The organism is Paenibacillus sp. FSL R10-2771, from assembly GCF_038000205.1.
GTDB classification, from domain to species: domain Bacteria; phylum Bacillota; class Bacilli; order Paenibacillales; family Paenibacillaceae; genus Paenibacillus_AQ; species Paenibacillus_AQ phytohabitans.
Window position 1 is genome coordinate 5580438 of record NZ_JBBOBM010000001.1, and the last position, 21403, is coordinate 5601840.

A 21403-nucleotide genomic window follows, 5' to 3' on the forward strand; every position below is an offset into this window, starting at 1 on the left:
ATTATAGTACGCTTTTAGCCTTCCTGGTCAGTCTGGCCCTATCCCTTGTTCTTCGCCTGAGCAGCCTTCCGCCGCGATTTGCTCTTATCATTCTTTAATTGAAGCTTCTCTTCAGCAAGCCTTGCATGCTCTGCCTCCCGCTGCTGTTCCCGCAGGAGCTGATCTGCTGCCCGCTGCGCTGCTTTTAACTGCACTTCCTTGCCGATCTGAGCCTGCAGCACCGGATCAAGAAGGCGCAGATACTGCTCAAAAGCCTCCGGGTACAAGAAGCTTTTCTCGCCCGTATCTCCGGAGAAATCAATGATAATCCGCTCTTCCACATGACCTACGACAGTTCCCGCTCCATATTTGCTATGCTCAACCTGCATCTGGATTAAGTTCATCTTCTCCCCATCTCTTGGTTCAGATATTTGCCCGTATAGCTCGTCTCATGCACCGCAACCTCTTCAGGAGTTCCTGTACAGACGATCTCTCCCCCGTCCGCGCCGCCCTCCGGGCCGAGATCAATAATGTAATCAGCATTCTTGATCAGCTCCAGATTATGTTCAATGACCACTACGGTGTTGCCGGCATCGGTCAGGGAATGCAGGACATCAATTAACTGGTGCACATCGGCAAAATGCAGTCCGGTCGTTGGCTCATCCATCACATATAGCGTGGAACCGGTAGCGGGCTTAAGCAGCTCTGCCGCCAGCTTCACCCGCTGCGCCTCGCCGCCTGACAAGGTCGTGGAGGATTGGCCCAGCTTGATATAACCGAGGCCAACGATGCAAAGAGCCTCAAGCTTTTTACGGATTTTCGGAATATTGCCAAAGAATTGGACGGCTTCCTGAGCGGTCAAGTCCAGCACATCCGCGATGCTTTTACCTTTATAATGCACCTCAAGCGTCTCCCGGCTGTATCTCCGTCCTTTGCAAATGCTGCACTGCACATACACGTCCGGCAGAAAATGCATCTCCACCTTGATCAGTCCGTCTCCCGCACAGGCTTCACACCGGCCGCCCTTGATATTGAAGGAGAACCGCCCCGGGCCGTAGGCACGAACCTTGGCCTCATTCGTCAGCGAGAACAAGGTGCGGATATTATCGAACACCCCGGTATAGGTGGCCGGATTAGAACGCGGAGTACGCCCGATTGGCTTCTGATCAATATTAATAACTTTGTCGAGATGCTCTATCCCATCGATACTCTGGTGCTCTCCGGGAATCGTATGAGCCCGATTCAGTGTAGAAGCCAGCTTCTTGTAGAGGATTTCGTTGACCAGACTGGATTTGCCTGAGCCGGAAACCCCGGTCACACAGGTTAACGTGCCTAAGGGAATAGACACCGTGATCCCCTTCAGATTGTTGCCGGCAGCTCCGGTAATGGTCAGCTGTTTGCCGTTTCCGCTCCGCCGCTCTTCCGGGACGGATATTTGTTTACTGCGGGACAGGTACTGGCCGGTGATCGAGCGGGATTCAGCCAGTATATCTTCAAGGGTACCCTGCGCCACAACCTCCCCGCCGTGTATTCCGGCATTTGGACCTATATCGACAATCCAGTCCGCCTGACGGATCGTATCTTCATCATGCTCCACTACAATTAACGTATTGCCGAGGTCGCGCATCTTCTTCAGAGCCAGCAGCAGTCGGTCATTATCCCGTTGATGCAGGCCGATCGACGGCTCGTCAAGAATATAGAGGACGCCCATAAGACCGGAACCCAGCTGTGTGGCCAGACGAATGCGCTGGCTTTCACCGCCTGATAACGTTCCGGCAGCTCTCGAGAGCGTCAGATAATTTAGTCCGACATTATTCAGGAACCGGAACCGGGCATCAATCTCCTGCAGGATGGTACCGGCAATCTCCGCATTCGCCGCAGTCAGGCTAAGCCCGGCAATAAAGTCTGCTGCAGCCTCCACCGGTAAATGGCAGAACTCTGCAATGCTTTTACCGCCGACCTTCACACCAAGCACAACAGGCGACAGACGGTCACCGTGACAATGGGGGCAAGGCAGAACGGACATGTATTCCTCCAGTTCCTTCTTCATCGCTTCGGATGGAGTTTCCCGGTAACGCCGCTCCAGATTATTGACGATTCCTTCGAAGGCTTCTTTGACATATTTCCGGAGCGCATCACCGGGATGGTGCACTTCAAGCTTCTCGCCGTTAGTCCCGTACAGCAGCACGTTCATGGCCTCTGATGATAGCTCCTGCAGTGGTGTGCTGAAGTCGAAGCCGTACTTTTCACCCAAGGCCTCATAGTACATTTTGCAAAAAGAGTTGGTCTTCACATTACTCCAGCCGTTCGCGATAATCCCGCCGGATTGGATGGAGCGGCTGGTGTCCGGCATGATTTTATCCGGATCAACCTTCAGATGTGAACCCAGACCTGTACAGGCCGGGCAAGCCCCTTCATGGTTATTGAAAGAGAACATGCGGGGGGATAGCTCCGGCAAAGACACTTCACAATGCGGGCAGGCGTAGCTCTGCGAATACGTTACCTCTTCACCGCTGGCACTCTGGTGAATGATCACCAAATCCCCGGACAGGGCAAACGCATGCTCCAGAGAATCGGCCAGCCGCTGAACATCCATGTCTTTCACGATCAGCCGGTCGATAACAATTTCGATGGAGTGCTTTTTATTCTTGTCCAGGGAAATGGGGTCTGTTACATGATGGACCACGCCGTTCACCCGGACACGGACATATCCGCCCAGCTTAGCCTGCTCGAATATATGCTGATGCGCACCTTTTTTGTTCCGGACCATGGGCGCCAGCACCTCATATTTGGTTCCTTCCGGCAGCCCCGCAATCTGTTCTACAATCTGGTCCACGGATTGCCGCTGTATGATCCGCCCGCAGGACGGACAATGCGGGGTTCCGATCTTAGACCATAACAACCGCAAATAGTCATAAATCTCAGTTACCGTTCCTACGGTGGAACGCGGATTGCTCGAGGTAGTTTTCTGTTCAATGGCGATGGCAGGTGACAGCCCGTCAATGGCATCCACATCCGGCTTGCCCATCAGTCCCAGGAATTGCCGGGCGTAGGATGATAAAGATTCCACATAACGCATCTGTCCTTCGGCGTAGAGCGTATCAAAAGCCAGGCTTGATTTACCCGAGCCGCTCACTCCGGTGAACACTACTAACTGATTACGCGGAATGTTAAGGCTGATATTCTTCAGGTTATTTTCTCTTGCTCCGCTTACCGTTATATATTGATGCAATAGTAGTCCTCCAGTATTGACCGGAAACCCGGCCATTTCAGTTCATCTGCGGCTCCCAGGCCATTTGATTATAATCACCTATAAATAAATTGTAGCATATGCCTGTCAAGTCTTTTTACCATATAATGTTATAAAATCAATAATTATTTCCCCCTTTTTTCTCCATGCTCTGTAATTCCATTGTAATCCAGCACTCGCTTATAAACAGATATGACCACAGCAAAGCGGCCCCCGGCCGTCATTACGGTCCAGGGGCCACTTTATGTTAGTAGATTGAGTCAACGTTCACTGCCGTCTCTCTCCATGTACTCTATTTTCTCCCGGCTGATTCTGTAGAGCTTATCGTCCGGGCCCGGATTGAGGCTGTCACTCGCTGCCACGAACCTTCTATCCGTATCCCGCAGCATATACACTCCGGTTAGAACCTCTCCCCCGGTCAGCTTAATGTTCATTCTGGAGGCCTGGTAATAATTCGCGGCATACCAGCTGTACAGCGGCCGCATCAGCAGTTTGCCGATTATGAAATAGAGTGTAACCATGACCAGCAGCAGGGCATACACTACTGCCCGGTCCTGCCCGTAGACGAAATAGAGGATATCGAACTGATCCGTCATATTCAGGTTATAGGTAACAATGAGCTTACCCATCAGCAGCATGCCGAACAGCAGATAGAAGCCTATGCCAAGCAGCACATGTATCAGCAGAATCCAAGGCCGGTAAGGCGAACTCTGCTTGCGCATACCGGATGTCAGACAATACGTAACGAGCAGTCCTGCGGCAGCCAGCGAAATAAGCAGGGGATTCCTCAGCGGATGAAGAACGTACAGAAGCAAGCCGTTAATTCCGGCAAAGATAAGAATATCCGCCAGTATGGATTTGGTACGCTCTCTGAGGCTGCCCGCCGGAAGCTGAACCGGGGAGCCGCCCTGCAGGAAGTCTACCGTCCACACGATCAGGAGCAGCAAGCTAAACCAGGTTAGTGTAATTGAAAATGGTATCAGATTGAAATACTGCAAGAACGAAACACCATCCTTATTTTTCCTTAACCATAGCATTCCGGCCGTTCTCCCTGCCGTAACATTCGTCTCCTTCATTATTGTTCTGAACACACTTTCACTACTACCGGAGGGTAACCATTTATGCTGTTGCTGGAATCATGCGTTATTGCGTTATTGCTGTCTTTTTCATACAAAATGCAAAAAAAGAGTACAACCGCATCTCGCGCAGCTGACTCTTTTTTTGAATTAACATTTATTTAAGATCCTGCATGAGCGTTCTTATCTTGGAATAATGACCGCTTACCCGATCGGCCAGGTAATTGTACATTAGCTGATTTTCCGCAAGCTTCGCCATCTCCATATCCATGTCCACATTATTGCCGTTATTATTCATCGCAGTATGGCTGTTCGTAATCATGCGGTAAGGGATTAAGGGGGCATCAGCATCCTTGATCTGCAGATGTTTGTGATGGGTCTGCTTTATTTCCAGCTCATCCTGAGTGTCATTCTGGATAGCACGCCTGAGTTCCTCCTGGAACTCAACGGTTTTCTTCTTGTAGTTGGGGGTGTCTGCATTGGCTATATTCTCGGCTATCGCTCTGTGCCTTACATTGAGTACATTTAATAGGGATTCGTTAATTTTTGAAGAGTTGCTCTGAATCAAAGTTGAACCTCCTTCTCCGTCCATCAAGCTGTATAGTTTAAATTTTAAATAATACCCTTTTATCTTACAATACCATGACCCAAATATAAAGCAGCATCCAGCCTGGCACATATTCATTTATGTATAAGAAAAAAAGAGCCACAGCTCATCTACAGAGCCAGCGCCTCTTCCGTAATTCTTTTAATATCAATGGATGACAGTGTTTCTTCATTCACCATATCCGGCAGGATTTCTGCCAGGAAGTAATCCACACATCTCAGCTCAATATTCTTGATCTTGATCAGGGCATTGCGGTACATCACCACAAATTCCTTCTCCGTGTTCCCTCTTTGCAGCTCGGCAAAAGCTTCATATACCTGATCCATCTTGTCGGCAACCTCCAGAATCAAGCCTTCAATCGACTCGTCCTTGCCCTCGCGCAGCTGATGGTAGAAGATGCTTTTGAACTCATCCGGGATATGCTCCTTGATGAAGTTGTCGATCATGCCCTCCTCGACCTGCTGAATCAGCGACCTTAGCTGGAGTGAGGAGTGCTTCACCGGCGTTTTGATGTCCCCGATAAAAATCTCTCCGTAATCATGGCTGCTCGTAATCTCGTACAGCTTCTTCCAGTCGATCACCGCACCGTGTTTCTCTTCAATATCTGCCAGTGTTTTGGCGTATTGTACGACCTTCCAGGAATGGGCCGCTACGCTATGCTCCTCGAATTTGAATTTGCCCGGACAGCGGATAATGCGTTCCAGTTCATTCAGTGAGCGAAAATACTTGTGAATTCCCATGAGGCCAGTCCTCCCGTATGTTTATGATAGGCTCCGCTAGAGTACAGTTTAATCCTCTAGTATTAACCCCGAATGAACAACAAGACCTCTTTGTGTAAAAAGTCCGTGTATTCCACGATTCATCCGTGATTTCCCGGTCCCTCCCCGTCCTATTGCGGTCAGCATCCCCGACTAAGGTCGGGAACAAAGAACAGTCTGCAGGCTGTTTTGCTGCGCAGGATAAATTCGTACAATACATACATAGACAACGCAGTGAACACGCCGCGAACCGGCGCTCACCATAGAAGAGAGGAAGATATCACTATGACAAAAAAATTAACCCGCTCCGTAACAGACAAGAAGCTCACAGGTTTATGCGGAGGACTGGCACGCTATTTCAACGTTGATACGACCCTTGTAAGATTGCTTGTTGTTGCCGCTACGTTTTTCAGCTTCGGTACTGTTATTTTTCTCTATATCATCGGCAGTCTCATTATCCCTCAGGAATCCTACGGCGGCTTCACTGACGGTTTCGACTACTAATCACTCGTTCCAGAATACCCAACCCTAACTAAAAAGGAGATTATAACCATGAGTATATTCCAAAGAATCACAACGTTAACCAAAGCAGCTATCCACGAGGGACTGAACAAACTGGAAGATCCGATGCTGCTTACCGGACAATATCTGCGGGATCTGGAGGATAAAATCACCGATGCCGAGAGCAAACAGCGTGAATTCAAAGCCGCTGCCAGTGTGCTGGAGCGCCGCATCTATGAATATCAGGTGCTTGCGGAGCGCAGCGAAGCGGAAGCCGTTCAAGCCATGAGCGAAGGCAATGAGCCGGCAGCCCGCGCTGCAGTAATGGCTAAACTGCGCTATACGGAGAGCGGACAGGAATGCACAGCCGGACTGCAGGAGACTCAGGCCACACTCGCCTCGCTTGAGGTTCAACTGGCGAATGTGAAGGAAGAACATAAACGCCTCAAGGCCAAAAGAGCCGAGCTGGCGGAACGTGCCCGCAAAGCTGCTGAAATCAAACATTCGGCTCAAGCCAACGCCTCCAGCACCCCCGGTGGATGCCGCGGCCAGGTCTTGAACGCCGGCAGCGCATCCCGCGGCTTCGAACGGATGGAGGACAAGATTGCTATGCAGGAAGCCCTTGCTGAGCAATCCGGACTGGCAGCAGCTGCTGCTGCCGCTCCTGAATCTCCGCTGAATAGCGCGGTTGAGGCTGAGCTTGAGCGCCTGCGTAACCACAAATAAGCTGACGGTGTGAGGTCAGCAAGACAACAAAGACAACAAAGACAACAAGGATGCCTCCCTTTTCATAAGGGCGCATCCTTGTTTGGTGTCTATGCGAGTATGACAGCAAAAGCTTCGTAAGGCTGTAATTGCAATTGTTTAAAGTCCACATCATCTCTGGGATAGTTGCCGATGATGAACCCGGCCTGACCCAGCTCCGGCAATTCCAGCGTGATTGGCTCCCCGCTGAAGTTGGCCGTCACCAGCCAGGTCTGTCCTTCATAGCGGCGGAAGTACATGAACACTTGATCCGGCACGCCGGTCACCAGTTCGAAATCACCCCATACCACAATCGGGTTGTTCTTCCGCAGTTCAATCAGCTTACGGTAGCAATGGAACACAGAATCCGGGTCCTTCAGATTTGCCTCCATATTAATTTCCTTATAATTCGGATGTACAGGCAGCCATGGCTCTCCGGCTGTAAATCCTGCATTACGGGTAACATCCCATTGCATCGGGGTCCGGGCATTATCTCTTCCCTTCGCATTAATGGAATGAATGATAGCTTCCTTGGCATAGCCTTGACCGATCCGTTCATGATACATATTGATAGCCTCAATATCCTGCGCTTCGCTGATATCCTGAATCGGATAATTAGTCATTCCGAGCTCCTCGCCCTGATAAATGTAAGGCGTGCCCTTCATCAAATGCAGAAGAATGGCGAACATTTTGGCGCTCTGCACACGGTACTGTTTATCATTGCCCCAGCGCGATACAATTCTCGGCAAATCATGATTGTTCCAGAATAGACTGTTCCAGCCCTCGTTCCCCAGCTCGGTCTGCCATTTCGCCAGCACCTGCTTCAATTCGCTTACATCCAGAGGCTTCAGATCCCACTTCTCTCCCCCGTCCTGCTGATCCAGACCGATGTGCTCGAACTGGAACACCATCGACAGCTCCTTGCGGTCCGGATTGGAATAGAGCTTGGCTACTTCCGGAGTCGCCCCCCAGGTCTCTCCCACCGTCAGAACATCATGCGCTCCGAAGGTCTCCCGGTTCATCGCCTGCAGATATTCATGAAGCTTAGGACCATTTCCTGTGATCTCCTGATCGGGAATTTTGCCGACCAGATCAATCACGTCCATGCGGAATCCGCCGACGCCCCTATCCAGCCAGAAATTCATCATGTCCCATACCTCTTGACGGACCTTGCTGTTCTCCCAGTTCAGATCCGGCTGCCTGCGGCTGAATAAGTGCAGAAAGTACTGGCCGCTGACTTCGTCGAGCTCCCAAGCCGATCCGCTGAAGGTTGAACGCAGGGCGTTGGGAACGCCGCCGTTGACCGGGTCACGCCAGATATAATAGTCACGGTACGGGTTATCCCTTCCTTTACGGGCCTCAATGAACCATGGGTGCTCATCCGAGGTATGGTTGACGACCAGATCCATAATAATCCGGATATTGCGCTGCCTGGCCTTCTCGATTAATTCATCCATGTCATCCATGGTTCCGAATTCGGTCATAATATTCTGGTAATCGCTGATATCATAGCCGTTATCGTCATTGGGTGATTTGTATACGGGACTAAGCCAGATTGCGGTAATGCCAAGCTGCTCCAGATAGTCCAGCCTGCTCATAATCCCCCGGAGATCGCCGATTCCATCCCCGTCGCTGTCTTGAAAGCTTCGGGGATATATCTGATAAATTACAGCGGTCTGCCACCATTTCGTATTGTTCAACCCATTCACTCCTGTATGCTAAATTTAACTACAACCATGGACCAGATGCGCAGGGACGGCAAAGTGAATCTGGCCGCAAGTCCTTGCCCGTGCGGAACCACCTCGTAATCCAGGACAATCACTTCCTGGGCCTGATCATCCGGGCTGGCCGTGTAAATGCATTCAATCGGCTGTTCGATTAATAGTGTGCACACTACACCATTTTGAGCTTCAGGCCGCTGTTTCTTGCCATGCTCCCAATAATCATCTTCAAGCCCGGCAAGATTAATCAGCTGCAGGATCTGATAACCCGGCTTGCGCTTAATGATCGTCCAGACAGAATCAATATCTCCGTTCGGTGCAAAAGGCACATTGCCTTCGAAGGTAATCTCGGTGTTAACCCCGGCGGTATAGGTATAAGACACATCTTCCAATTGCGCATCATGTATCAGCACTCCAAAACGCACGATGAAATCATAGTAACGTCTGACCTCAATGGCAAATTCAGGCCGCATCACTGCATAATCGGGATAGTAGGGCATGGTCAGCATTCCATGATCCTCACCCAGCAAGAGGTGATATCCCCCGCTGGCGAATATGGAGGCCATCGTCAGCAGCGCTCCGTTCTCAGCCCATTCCTTGTCATGTCCGGCTTCCGGGTAGAAGGAGGGCAGATAGGCGGAGAGGATCACCGGCTTGTGCGGGTCCAGTGAGCGCGCATTATCTATCAGTCCTTTGAGCTCACGCAACCGGACTACAGGCGGCCATACTTCAATATAAAGCGCCTCCTGATCCGCCGAAGCCGTCTTGTTGATAGGGTAATTGCCCACATTATTGAAAATAACCCCGGCCTCTGCCTTGATTTCCTTTACGGCCGCATGGGTCCGGTTGATCAGTGCCGGATAACATTCCGCCAAATCGACCTGTTCTTCTTTCCCCCCGATCCGGCGCACAGCTTTCTTCGGAAAACCGTATTGATCCATATGAATTCCGTCGAATCCGGCCTGTACGGCCTGACGGAACTGTTCAACAATATGATCGGTCCAAGGCGAATCCGGTGTAATATCCATAATATAGAACAGATCTATTAATTGAAACGGTTCTCCCTGGCGGTTATACAGTCCCCATTCCGGACGCGCCTGCAAGAAGTCCTTAAGACTTGCATATACCGCTCCATAGGCCAGGGCCGCCATCCCTTTATCGTGTACGGCTGTGACCTTTTCACGGACCACCTTATAGGACATCGTCCGGCCCATCGGATCAATAAATTCATCCTCTTTTGGAACCAGATCATCATGCCGGTACATCCAGTCATAGAACTGTATGACATTCAAGTGGAATTTGTTCATGCTGTCGACGTCACGGGTGTCTCCGGATTCTTCACTCCGGAAATCGCTCAGAAATCCATACCGCGGCGCCCGGCCCCAATGATCGGCAATATCGTATGAGGTATAGGCGGTTGAGACTACAGCTTCATTGCAGAGAACTGCAGCCTTGACCCCATAACCCGCCCACTCTGTAGCTTCAGTGAACAAGGGAACAGGCACTTTTTGTCTCAAGCCTGGTTCCGTACTGATGCTAAGTCTTTCTTCAGCAACCTGCTGCTCCAGCTTGTAGAAGCCGACAACCAGCTGCAGAGTCGCCTTCTCCCGGGTCTCCACTTCAATGATAATGCTGCCGGATTGACCGGTTTTGTACTGGGCCTGATCGGGATATATATCTATATGCGTCAATACGCCATTGTCCATATGAATACTCCATTCCATGTAGATTGAGCTTAGCCATTCCGCTTATTTCTTGCCGTTTTCAGCCAGCCAGGCATCCAGCTGCTTTTGCACTTCCGCGAGTACTTTGTCTGCTCCCGCCGCTTTTTGTTTTTCCAGCATTTTAGGAAGAGACTCTTCCGGATCGAGCTGGCCGGATTTCAAACCGTCAACAAAGGTTTTGTTGGCGTTGTCGATCGAGATCAATTCATTTTTTACCGGCTCCGGATCGAAGACAAATCCAAAGATCCGCGAAGGATTAGAAGAAACCTGTTCGTTGAACTTCTCGTAGTTCTGGTATTTATTCGGATCCTCGCCTACACGGGTATAGTTGAGCATTTGATTGCCGAGCTGCCACATAATATCGTGATAGTAGCCGACATTATCTGTAGTTTTGCCTTCCGGCAGCGCAATTTGTCCGTCTTTGAGCACATAATGTGTTCCTTCAATCCCGAAGTTAAAGAGGGTCAGCAATTCCTTGTCCTTATAGAAAAGGTTAAGCAGCATCATGGCACGTTCCGGATCTTCAGAGCTTTTTGCAATCGAATACATGGTTGCTGTCATCTTGCCTGTCTGCAAACGGTCAATATTGAGCGGAATTTGCAGCATCTCACGGCCCGCTTTAATCGAACCATTCGGTGATACGGCTGCTTTGCCGATCTCCATATCCGCGATAATATCCATATCAGAGACAAAGGCGAAGCCTTTCCCCGCTTGAATCTTCTTCCAGGCGTCCAGACCAGGTGTCAGTGCATCCTTGTTAATGTATCCTGCCTTGTACCATTTGTTGGTAAGCTTGGCAAGCTCCAGATACCGCGGAGTCGTGTAGGAGTTGATGACTGTATAATCATCTGCCGCTGTTCCCACGGTGTTAATCGCTGCAATACTCACTATAGAATCCAAATTCGTGGATGAATAGTAAGCTTCGAGAGGAAAGCTCGGTGCCACTAAAGGCGTAATCCCCGGTTCGTTCTCCTTGATGGTTTGAAGCATAGGCTCCAGATCCTCAACTTTACCAGACTTCAGTGCAGTCAGATCAAAGTTATATTTGTCCACAAGCTCTTTGTTCAAGTAGACCCCTTGTGCACCGCCCAGCTCCTGGTGGGTATGAATACCGTATAGCTTGCCGCCGCGTTTAGCCGGCCCGTGATAGTCCTTCTCTACAGCTTCGATGTCCGGGCCGTATTTAGCGAGCAGCTCATCCAGCGGCAGCAAGCCTCCCTTGGTCACCTGTTGCTGGAACCCGAGCCAATCCGCCGTAAACAGCAGGTCCATTTTGTCGCCGGAGGCCATCATCAGGTTCGTTTTATCACTCCAGGCACCCCAGTCGATAGGATTCAGCTTGACCTTCATGTTCATTTCCGGATAAGTCTTCTTCAGATAATCATTCATCGCATCCTGTACCCGCTGATTATCATTTTGCGGCGCATCGGGGAATACCATTACAACTTCGTAAGGCTTCAATCCGGAGCTGGCCTCGCTTCCCGGCTGGACTGTGCCCGCCGGTGAATTCGCACCATTATTCCCGCCGCAGCCGGTTACTACAACTGAAGTCAGCACAAGCGATGTCAATACAACAGAACTCTTTTTCAACCACTTCATAAATAGTAGACCTCCCTGGAATCCTTCTGTATTCTTCCTCATCATTCTGAACTTGCTTATACTAATCCGGTCATATACCGGGATCAGCCTTTCACAGCGCCTACGGTAAGTCCTTTGACGAAATACTTCTGCAGAAAAGGGAATACCAGCACCAGCGGTCCGATTGCAATCATCGCCATCGCCATCCGGATGGATTCAAGCGGCGTTGTGACCTGTGCGGTTGAGCTGTAAGCCTTATTGGCAATCGTCTGCAGGAACGAAGCGTTCATTAAGGTTTTGGTCAAAAGATATTGCAGCGAGAACAGCTTCTCATTCTGGATGAAGACCAGGCTTGTAAACCAGTCGTTCCAGTAGGATACGGTGGTGAATAACCCGATTGTGGCCATTACAGGCAAGGACAGCGGCAGAATAATGCTAAAGTATGTCCGGAATTCACCTGCCCCGTCGATCTGAGAGGAATCAATCAGGGAAGGCGGTATGCTGTTCGTGAAGAAGGTCCGCATGATGATAACGTTGAAGCCGCCGATCAGACCCGGAATGATAAGCGCCATCAGCGTATCCTGAACATGCAGGAACCGGGTGTAGACAAGATACCAGGGCAGCAAGCCGCCCGAGAACAGCATCGTGATCAGGATGTAGAAGCTCAGGGCACCTCTAAGCGGAAACTCTTTCCGTGACAATGCATAAGCCATGGCCGAAGTCACAAACAGACTGATGACAACTCCAATGAGCGTTACCGAGGCAGACACACCGTAAGCCCGCAATATTTTCCCGGCATCTTCAAACAGATACTGATATGCGACAAGACTGAATTTGCCGGGCCAGAAGCTGTATCCATTCGCAGTCACCCAGTCTTCATCAGCAACCGAGATCATAAATACAAGCCAGAACGGGATCAGGCAGGCAAGACTGAACAATGACAGGACGATAAGGATAAAGGGATTGGTTCGTTTTTTCTCCATGGTGTTCTCCTTTTAGAACAAAGCATTTTCTTTGCTGAATTTACGGACGGCCAGGTTGACAGTAATGACAAGTGTAAAGCCAACCACCGATTGCAGCAGCCCTGCCGAGGAGGCGAGTCCCGTATCACCGGTAACCATTAACGCCCTGTATACATAGGTATCGATAACATCCGTTGTCTCTTTGATCATGCCGGAGGCCATGGTTGCCTGATAGAACAGACCGAAGTCAGCGTTAAATATCCGGCCGATCGCCAGCAGTGTCATGATGATAATGATCGGTGCAATCAGCGGAATTGTAATTTTCGTCATTTGCTTCAAGCGTGTGGCCCCGTCAATGACGGCTGCTTCATAATATTCAGAATCTATTCCGACAATGGCTGCCAGATAGACGACGGCCGAGTAACCCACACCCTTCCAGGTGTTAACAAGGGTCAGGATATAAGGCCAATGCTCTGCTTCCGCATACCAGTTTCTAGGATCTATCCCGAAGGGCTCCAGAATGAATCTGTTGATGAATCCCAGCTCCGGATTCAGAAATCCATAGACGATATAGCCGACAATGACCATGGAAATGAAATTGGGCAGGATTACTGTGCTCTGAAAGAACTTGGAGGCGAACTTATTTTTGACCTCGTTAAGGAGAAGTGCCAGCATCACAGCGAGTATCGTATTGATGATCAGGAAGCTAAGGTTGTACAGCAAGGTATTCCTGATGATCAGCCAAGCGTCGTTCGAAGCAAACAGAAACTTAAAGTTGTCCAGTCCGATCCATTTGCTGCCCCATATTCCTGCCGTATAATTCAGGTCCTTGAAGGCCAGGAAAATACCGAACATGGGCAGGTAGTTATTGATCAGCATCAGCAGCACACCAGGCAGAGCCAGCACGACCAAGGCCCTGTACTTCCATATGCTTTTCCATTTTGAGTTGCTTTCCGAAGCCATAGTTCCACACCTTCTTATTGGGTTATGGCTTCATTATAAGGAGTTGCCTGCAGCTGCTCTGCCGTTTTTATAACCTTAGTCTATTCGTTTTGTGACCTTGCGGTATTCCTGTGGATTGACGTTGAACTGCTTGCGGAACATTTTGGTGAAATGAGAGAAATTGCTGTAGCCCACCTGCTGCGCGATTGCGCTGACCGGCATATCTGTGGTGTCCAAAAGCTCGCGGGTGCGGTTCAGCTTCACTGAAATCAGGAAATCGATAAGGATCTGGCCGGTCTCTTTCTTGAACAGCCTGGAGAGGTAAGCCGGGTTCAAGCCCACATAATCAGCGACACTGGCCCTGGAGATCTCTTCCTCCACATGCTGCTGAATGTAGCGGATGGACCGCTCAATCACACCGCCCTTCTCCTGCCGCTCGAATTCCGCCTCCATGACCGCCGATACGATCCCTTCCGCCCAATGCCTGTATTGAAGCAGTCCCCGTATCCTAGCGGTTGTCCAGTCTGTAAACAGGACTATGCTTCCCGCATTGATTCCTCTTACCTTCAGGAAGTGGTAGATAATCTGCAAGGTATCCTGATGCAGGGCGTCCAGATGTCTTCCCTGAAAGCAAGGATTGGCTTCCAGCTTCGCTGTCAGATTATGAATGAACTGCACAGCGGACTCACGTTTGCCGTTCAGCATATAAGAGATCAGATCATCCAGCAGGATATCCTCCGAATTAGAATCAGGTGATAATAATATCTGGTCCTGCGGTAAGTATAAGAGTACGGATTGGGTCCGGGAGATATTGTCACGCTCCATGATCTTTAGACTTTCGCACATTCCCGGCAGCTCCTGCAGGGGTTTGAACGAGCCGACATAGCAGGTTACGATGCTGTAGAACAACTCCTGGCAAGCTTTGATAAAACGTTTACCTATGGCCGTGAGCTGCTGAATGCTAACCTTCTTAGCTGCATGCTCTCCCTCCACACCTCCGGCATACAGCAGAATGAACAAAACTCCGCTTTTATCGGTGACGGCCTCCCCCGGATGCTCTTCTGTGAAACATTCCTCCGCCGCTTTCTTCACCGCATATTCCATGATTTCCTGATCACGCGGGCTGAGCGGTTTGGACCACTCCTCAATACTGATCAGAATCGGGAGCACCTGATCCTCAGGATTTAGCCCTACCCCCGCACCCGCCAGCTCCCTATCAAAGAAATCCCCGAACGACAGGATGCTGCGGGACAACAAATCCTGCCAGAAACGTTCCACACGCTTCGGCTTTTCATGTTGCCACAGATTCAGATACTTATGATACATTTGGTTGTAGGACTCATACTCTTCCTTCTCGCGGATAGCAGCCATCATTCCCGATACGGCAGACAACAGCTCATCCGTGTCAACAGGCTTCAGCAAGTAATCAAAGCTCCCAAGGTTAACAGCTTTCTTGGCATAGGAGAATTCGGAATGGCAGGTCAGAAAAATCGATTCCGTCCAGGGAGAGTGCTCCCTCACCCAGCCAACCAGGGAAAGTCCGTCTTCATCCGGCATTTCAATATCGCAAACCAGCAATTCTATTCTGTGATTATTCAGCAGCTCCCTTGCCTTGTCGGCCCTGTTCGCCGTCAAGACCTCTTCAATCCCATACGCCTTCCAGTCGCAGCAGTAGAGCAGCCCCTCGACAGCGAATTGTTCATCATCTACAATCAATAATCGCATTGCTCATCGTTCTCCTTCTGTATATTCAATAGGCAGGCTAAGCCGCACACGAAATCCGGATGGCTCATTGTCGCTGAAGTGAATTTCAGCTCTTCCCTGATAGATCATCGCCAGCCTTTGTTTCACATTCCAGATCCCGATATGCACTTCATCTGTAGCCGGGTTGTAATCCTTTGAATTCAGCTCCCGCAGCTTCTCTGCACTGCTGCCTTTTCCGTTATCCGCGATTTCAATGATCATGGTACCGGCTGCTTCTGCTGAGAGACCAGCCGAAATCTCCAGATGAAAGATCCCGGCTTTCAGGCTTATGCCGTGAAGCATGGCATTTTCTACAAAGGGCTGTACCATCAAGGAGGGTATGGAGGCACGGCTAAGCTCTTCGGCTATGGTGATCTGAAACTCAAACGACTGCTGGTAGCGCAACTTTTGAATTTCCAGGTAATTGCGGAGATGTTCAAGCTCTTGACCCAAAGTAATGCGGTTATCCTTGACCTGAAGCATAAAGCGGAAATACTGCACCAGATGCCGTACTGTCTTTTTGACCAATTCGAAACGTTTCAGATCGGCAAGCTGAAAAATAATATTGAGCGTGTTCAAGAAGAAGTGCGGATTAATTTGCATTTGCAAATGCTTCATTTCAGCTTTTTGCGCATTGATCCGTTCCTCATAGATATCAATTCTCAGATCTTGAATTTCTACAACCATATTATTAAAGGCCTGATTCAGCGCCTGGAACTCCACCAGGTTAGAATCGGGAAGCTTGGTTTCCATGGCGCCGTTGCGAATCCGGTGAATGCCGCTCAGCAGATCCAGAATCGGGCGGATGACCATACGGCGGAAATAATATAAGTAAACCAGTAAAATGAGCAAAATAATAAAGGGCAGTACATTAATAATCGTCTGGAAGGTATTGAGTCCCTGGAGCAGCTCGGAAGCGGGGATGACCACAGACAGATTGATTCCCAGGGCGGATGACTGGCTGGACACCACAAACCACTTCAGGCCATCATGTGTAAAAGAAAAGGAAGAATTCAGATTCATCTTCTCACCCGGCAGCTTGAAGTCGTAGCCCATGGATGCCGAAGGACGGGTTAAGATATTCCCTGCATTATCCACAATAAGCACATCACCGCCCGATTGCAGGTTCAGATTGCCCAGCGGTGAACGCATAGAGTCGATTCGGATCAGAGCGCCAATGCAGGCGGTATTGCCCAGATTATTGCTGACGGTCCGGTTTAAATAGTAATCTCCGGCAATTTTAACGATCGTCCATTTGTACTGAAGCGGCTCCAGATGATCTTCATTTTGAACGTTTCTCGTAATCCAATCTCTTATCCGGTCCATATCATCCTCTGTCGTTCCTAATACATTGGATAGTGTCAAGGTATCATTAACGCCGGAGTACAGATAAAACATGTCCACACTATGGTAATAGGCCTGGTAGGCCTGATTTCTCTGCATAATCCCCATACGGGCAAAATAATATTCGGATTCTGTCAGCCCCGGCTGGTTCAATTGAAGAAAATTCACATCATGATCAACAATATCGACCAGATTAATTGTTATGTCCTCCAGACTGCTCTCCATCATCTCAAGATTGGAGTTGACCAGATTCTGATATGATCTGGATACCTGGTCGAGCACAATTCCCTTGGCATAATATCCCCCGGCAAAAAGAACGGCGAGGAGCGGAATCGTTATTGCAGCAGACAGCTGAATCAGTTTTACACCCAGTGAGTTTTTCCTGTTTTTCATAATGCTCCTTTCTATAACTTAACATAAGAAAGAGTCACCTCAGTGACCCTTATCCTATGAATTTTTTTCACAAGAATTGTTTTTCTTTTAACGTAAACGTTTACTCAAATATGCAAAAAACATACCTTTATAAGATCTTCCCCACCTCCTCCAAAAAAATCTATGGTGTGAATTTATACGTTCACTTGAATGTAAGTTATGTATTTTTGTACCTACAATCCTAAATCCCCATTACGTAAACGCTTACTATAAAAGTTATCTCGTTTATTTTTCCTTGTCAATGCTTATTTTACATAATGTTTAATTCCGGTTGACAAAGAAAAAGCAAGAACTTATATTTTCAGTAAGCGTTTACTGCTAAACGACAGGTAGGAGAGTCTATGAATCCCACAATTAAAGATGTTGCCCAAAAGGCGAACGTATCCATTGCCACCGTCTCAAGGGTTCTGCATAACTTAGGCGGATATTCAGATAAAACGAAGCAAAAGGTAGATCAGACCATCAAAGAGCTTAAATATCAGCCAAACGCTATCGCCCGCGGACTGATTAACAAGCGTACCCAAACCATCGGCGTGTTATTTCCTGATGTGTCGAGCACCTTCTCCTCCGATCTGCTCCACGGAATCGACGAATTCGTCCATGACCGCAATTACAGTGTGATGGTCTGTAACACCGATCAGGACGGCAAACGTACGCTGAAGTATTTGCAGCTGCTGCGCGAGAAGCAGGTTGACGGGATTATTTTTTCCAGTGAAGTGCTCAAGAAAGAATATTATGACATGCTGGAGAGCATGAAAGTTCCAGTGGTGCTGGTCTCTTCCCAAACGGATTTTGCCAACGTACCTTATGTGAAGGTCGATGATTATCAGGCGGCCTATGACGCTGTCCATTATCTGATCACCAAAGGCCACCGCAGAATCGGCATGATCAGCGGAACCAAGGGCGATCCCATCGCCGGAACTCCACGGATCGAAGGATACCGCAAAGCGCTGGAAGCACAAGGTATCGCCTTTGATAGCCGTTACCTCGTATATGGAGACTTTTCATACGAAAGCGGCTGTAGAGCCATGGAAGCCATATTACGGAGAACACCGGAGGTTACTGCTGTCTTCGCGGCCAGTGACGAAATGGCGATTGGTGCCCTTTCCACCGTTACGAAGCATGGAATGAATGTGCCTGAAGATATCTCCATCATGGGATACGACGATCTCCGGTTAGCCCGGATGGTCAATCCGCCATTGACTACCGTGCGCCAGCCGCTATATGACATTGGAATGATCGCTTCCGAGAAGCTGATCGGCATGATTGAAACAGGGGAGCCTGCGAAGAGTCAAATCTGTACCCACTCCATTGTGGAAAGGCAATCCGTTCGGGCAATTACCTGACCAAGGACATGTAACCCGTTCTTTCGGAAAAATAAAAAGGCTGCCCCTAACGCCGTATTGGCGAAAGGAGCAGCCTTTTTCCTGTATATACCTGATTTAATCTCTCTCGACAGCAAGCCTCACCAATACTCTGGCGCCCTGTACCAGCACAGCCTCATCAATGTTGAACCGGGGCTGGTGTAGCGCATGGGTTATCCCCCGTTCCGCATTGCCGCAGCCGATAAAGGCAAACGCCCCGGGCACCTGATCGAGATACCAGCCGAAATCTTCCCCGGCCAGGCTCGGCTGCTCCAGCAGATACGCCTGCTCATCTCCCAGCACCTTGCGCGCTGCGCCGAGCATCTGCTGAACGGCCAAGCCGTCGTTCACCACGGCAATGCCTTCGCGCAGCTCCAGGCTGCTGCTGCCGCCATAAGCCGAGGCTATCGCTGCAGCGTGGCGCTTCAGTCCTTCCGTAATCCGGCTGACGGTTGATTTCGTGAAGGCTCTGAAGGTGCCGGTCAGCTCACTGTGCTCAGCAATGACATTGATTGCTGTTCCAGCACGCAGTGTGCCGAAGGCCAGCACCGCCGCTTCCGACGGATTGATCCCACTCGCCATCAGCCCGTTCACCTCGGTAACAAACCGTGCCGCCATCTGTATAGCATCTACCGCTTCATGCGGCGCACTGTGATGTCCGGCGGTGCCCCGGAATTTCACGGTGAAATGGCTGGAGGCCGCCATGGCATACCGGGGATGAATGCCCAGCGTACCAACGGCAAGCTCCGGCATCACATGCAGCGCATAACACTGGTCCACACCTTCCAGAATGCCGTCTTCGATCATATCCCTGCCGCCGGAGAGCAGGCGCCCGTCCAGCGAACTGCGGCTTGCGCCTTCCTCCGCCGGCTGAAAGACAAAGACCACCGTGCCGCTCAGCTGATGGCGGAATGCCGCCAGGGTCTGCGCGGCCCCGAGCAGCATCGCCGTATGGGCGTCATGCCCGCAGGCATGCATAACACCAGGATTCCTGGACTTATAGTCCACCTCATTCAGCTCAGCAACCGGCAGCGCGTCCATATCCGCCCGCAGCAGAATTACCGGTCCGCTCCCTGCCGTTCCCCGCAGCGTCCCGGTGACTCCCATCCCGAAATGCCGGCCCACATTCCGCCGCACCTCAATGCCCCATGATTCGAGGAGTTCGGCAACCTTGCCGGAAGTGCGGGCCACATCGTAGAGCAGCTCCGGATGGCTGTGCAGATCACGGCGGATCGCGATCAGCTCCGCCTCCAGCCCGCCGGCATACTTCATCATGGCTTCAAGATCCGGTTTCAGACGGTCTGCACCGGACTGCATTTGCGTCACACCTGCCCTGCCGGTTCAGAAGCCTTAGAATAACGGTTCGCCGGAACTGGCAGTCCGAGATTACCCCGCAGCGTATCGCTTTCGTATTCGGTGCGGAACAGTCCGCGTTCCTGCAGAATCGGAACGACCTGATCCACAAATTCCTCCAGTCCGTTCGGCACGGCGGCTGCCAGCATGAAGCCGTCGGCTGCTCCGGCCTCGAACCAGGTCTGAATCTGATCAGCCACCTGCTCCGGCGTGCCGATGAAGCTGCTGCGAGGCGTAGCAGACTGCAAGGCTACCTGCCGCAGAGTTAAGCCCTGTTCTTTGGCATCCTTTTTGATTTTGTCCGTACCGCTCTGGAAGCTGTTCCGGCCCAGATCACCGACATCCGGGAAGGGCTCATCCAGCGGATACTGCGAGAAATCATGATGCTCGAAGAATCTGCCCAGATAGTTCAGCGCATTCTCGATCGTCACCAGACCGGCAACCTCCTGGTATTTGCGTTCCGCCTCCTCAGGGGTAGCTCCCAGAATCGGTGCTATTCCAGGGAAGATCAGCACTTCTTCGGGATTGCGCCCAAACGAAGCTACGCGGGTTTTCACATCCTTATAGAATTCCTGGGCAGACTCCAGCGTGTCATGACCCGTGAAGACGGCATCCGCTACGCCCGAGGCATAATCCTTGCCGACCTCTGAGGACCCTGCCTGGAAAATAACCGGCTGCCCCTGCTTCGAGCGGGCGATATTCAGCGGCCCCTTCACAGAGAAGAATTCACCCTGGTGATCCAGCGTATGCACTTTCTCCGGATCGAAGAAGACGCCCGTCTCCTTATTGCGGACAAACGCATCATCCTCCCAGGAATCCCACAGCCCGCGCGCCACCTCCAGATATTCGGCGGCAATGCGGTACCGCTTGCCATGATCGGGATGCTCCTTCTTGCTGTAGTTAAGGGCAGAGCCTTCAAGCGGTGAGGTTACCACATTCCAGCCGGCCCGTCCGCCGCTGATGACATCCAGCGAGCCAAATTGCCGGGCTACAGTAAACGGTTCGCTGTAGGAGGTGGACAAGGTACCCACTAGACCAATGCGGCTGCTGACCGCTGCCAGCGCACTAAGAATTGTCAGCGGCTCGAAACGGTTGAGGAAATGAGGGATCGACTTCTCATTGATGAACAGACCATCTGCAATGAAGATCAGATCCAGCTTGCCTTCCTCTGCTTTGCGCACCCATTCCTTGTATAGCTCAAAGTTCACACTGGCATCAGGCTTCGCATCGGGATGACGCCACATGGAGGTGCTTCCTCCAACCCCGTGCAGCAGTGCCCCCAGCTTCAATTGTCTCGGTGTAGTCATGTTCATTCCTCCTCAAGG

The 21403-nt window shown here is 50.5% G+C and carries 17 protein-coding genes; 3 read left to right on the plus strand and 14 right to left on the minus strand.

The genetic code is table 11. From position 1 onward, the window contains the following. Positions 1 to 38: 38 nt before the first annotated feature. From NSU14_RS23680 to NSU14_RS23700, 5 genes are all read right to left on the minus strand, one after another. Complete coding sequence (locus tag NSU14_RS23680; RefSeq protein ID WP_340947472.1) at positions 39 to 383, minus strand: hypothetical protein; 345 nt, start codon at positions 381 to 383, stop codon at positions 39 to 41. Continuing rightward, positions 380 to 3247 carry an excinuclease ABC subunit UvrA gene (gene uvrA, locus NSU14_RS23685; protein ID WP_340947473.1) on the minus strand — a complete coding sequence of 956 codons (2868 nt, stop codon included), beginning with the start codon at positions 3245 to 3247 and terminating at the stop codon, positions 380 to 382. Before uvrA ends, NSU14_RS23680 begins: the two co-directional genes overlap by 4 nt. 242 nt (positions 3248 to 3489) lie before the next feature. After that, on the minus strand, positions 3490 to 4266 hold the full coding sequence (locus NSU14_RS23690; protein WP_156118558.1) for a hypothetical protein: 777 nt from the start codon (positions 4264 to 4266) through the stop codon (positions 3490 to 3492). A 196-nt stretch (positions 4267 to 4462) separates the two neighbouring features. Next, on the minus strand, positions 4463 to 4873 hold the full coding sequence (flgB, locus tag NSU14_RS23695; RefSeq protein ID WP_340947474.1) for a flagellar basal body rod protein FlgB: 411 nt from the start codon (positions 4871 to 4873) through the stop codon (positions 4463 to 4465). Between the two features lie 149 nt (positions 4874 to 5022). Then, positions 5023 to 5652: a YfbR-like 5'-deoxynucleotidase gene (locus NSU14_RS23700; RefSeq protein ID WP_039301156.1), complete on the minus strand. Its 630-nt coding sequence runs from the start codon at positions 5650 to 5652 to the stop codon at positions 5023 to 5025. 303 nt (positions 5653 to 5955) lie between these two features. Here NSU14_RS23700 and NSU14_RS23705 point away from each other — a divergent pair, with 303 nt between their 5' ends. Together NSU14_RS23705 and NSU14_RS23710 are read left to right on the plus strand one after the other, a co-directional pair. Next, positions 5956 to 6174 (plus strand): PspC domain-containing protein, encoded by a 219-nt coding sequence (locus NSU14_RS23705; RefSeq protein WP_042134555.1) that lies wholly within the window; start codon positions 5956 to 5958, stop codon positions 6172 to 6174. A gap of 48 nt (positions 6175 to 6222) precedes the next feature. Next, a complete protein-coding gene (locus NSU14_RS23710; protein WP_340947475.1) occupies positions 6223 to 6897 on the plus strand; it encodes a PspA/IM30 family protein in 675 nt (224 codons plus the stop codon). Positions 6898 to 6986: 89 nt separating this feature from the next. On the opposite strand, the gene NSU14_RS23715 is transcribed toward NSU14_RS23710, so the two are convergent. The 7 genes from NSU14_RS23715 to NSU14_RS23745 form a co-directional block, all read right to left on the minus strand. After that, on the minus strand, positions 6987 to 8615 hold the full coding sequence (locus tag NSU14_RS23715; RefSeq protein WP_340947476.1) for a glycoside hydrolase family 13 protein: 1629 nt from the start codon (positions 8613 to 8615) through the stop codon (positions 6987 to 6989). Positions 8616 to 8620: 5 nt separating this feature from the next. Then, positions 8621 to 10360 carry a glycoside hydrolase family 66 protein gene (locus NSU14_RS23720; RefSeq protein WP_340947477.1) on the minus strand — a complete coding sequence of 580 codons (1740 nt, stop codon included), beginning with the start codon at positions 10358 to 10360 and terminating at the stop codon, positions 8621 to 8623. Between the two features lie 24 nt (positions 10361 to 10384). Continuing rightward, the gene (locus NSU14_RS23725) at positions 10385 to 11959 is read right to left on the minus strand and encodes an ABC transporter substrate-binding protein (protein WP_340947478.1); all 1575 of its coding nucleotides are present in this window, start codon (positions 11957 to 11959) and stop codon (positions 10385 to 10387) included. Between the two features lie 83 nt (positions 11960 to 12042). After that, a complete protein-coding gene (locus tag NSU14_RS23730; protein WP_076242447.1) occupies positions 12043 to 12921 on the minus strand; it encodes a carbohydrate ABC transporter permease in 879 nt (292 codons plus the stop codon). A gap of 12 nt (positions 12922 to 12933) precedes the next feature. Then, on the minus strand, positions 12934 to 13863 hold the full coding sequence (locus NSU14_RS23735; RefSeq protein WP_042134547.1) for an ABC transporter permease: 930 nt from the start codon (positions 13861 to 13863) through the stop codon (positions 12934 to 12936). 75 nt (positions 13864 to 13938) lie between these two features. Beyond that, complete coding sequence (locus tag NSU14_RS23740) at positions 13939 to 15567, minus strand: response regulator transcription factor (protein ID WP_340947479.1); 1629 nt, start codon at positions 15565 to 15567, stop codon at positions 13939 to 13941. A gap of 3 nt (positions 15568 to 15570) precedes the next feature. Beyond that, positions 15571 to 17322, minus strand: a complete 1752-nt coding sequence (locus NSU14_RS23745; RefSeq protein WP_340947480.1) for a cache domain-containing sensor histidine kinase — start codon at positions 17320 to 17322, stop codon at positions 15571 to 15573. Between the two features lie 380 nt (positions 17323 to 17702). Here NSU14_RS23745 and NSU14_RS23750 point away from each other — a divergent pair, with 380 nt between their 5' ends. After that, entirely contained in the window at positions 17703 to 18707 is a 1005-nt protein-coding gene (locus tag NSU14_RS23750) for a LacI family DNA-binding transcriptional regulator (RefSeq protein WP_042134541.1), read from the plus strand. A 96-nt stretch (positions 18708 to 18803) separates the two neighbouring features. On the opposite strand, the gene NSU14_RS23755 is transcribed toward NSU14_RS23750, so the two are convergent. Together NSU14_RS23755 and NSU14_RS23760 are read right to left on the minus strand one after the other, a co-directional pair. Beyond that, positions 18804 to 20042, minus strand: coding sequence for a M20 metallopeptidase family protein (locus NSU14_RS23755; protein ID WP_083705119.1), 1239 nt, complete (start codon positions 20040 to 20042; stop codon positions 18804 to 18806). A gap of 5 nt (positions 20043 to 20047) precedes the next feature. Continuing rightward, positions 20048 to 21385: an LLM class flavin-dependent oxidoreductase gene (locus NSU14_RS23760; protein WP_340947481.1), complete on the minus strand. Its 1338-nt coding sequence runs from the start codon at positions 21383 to 21385 to the stop codon at positions 20048 to 20050. Positions 21386 to 21403: the final 18 nt, after the last annotated feature.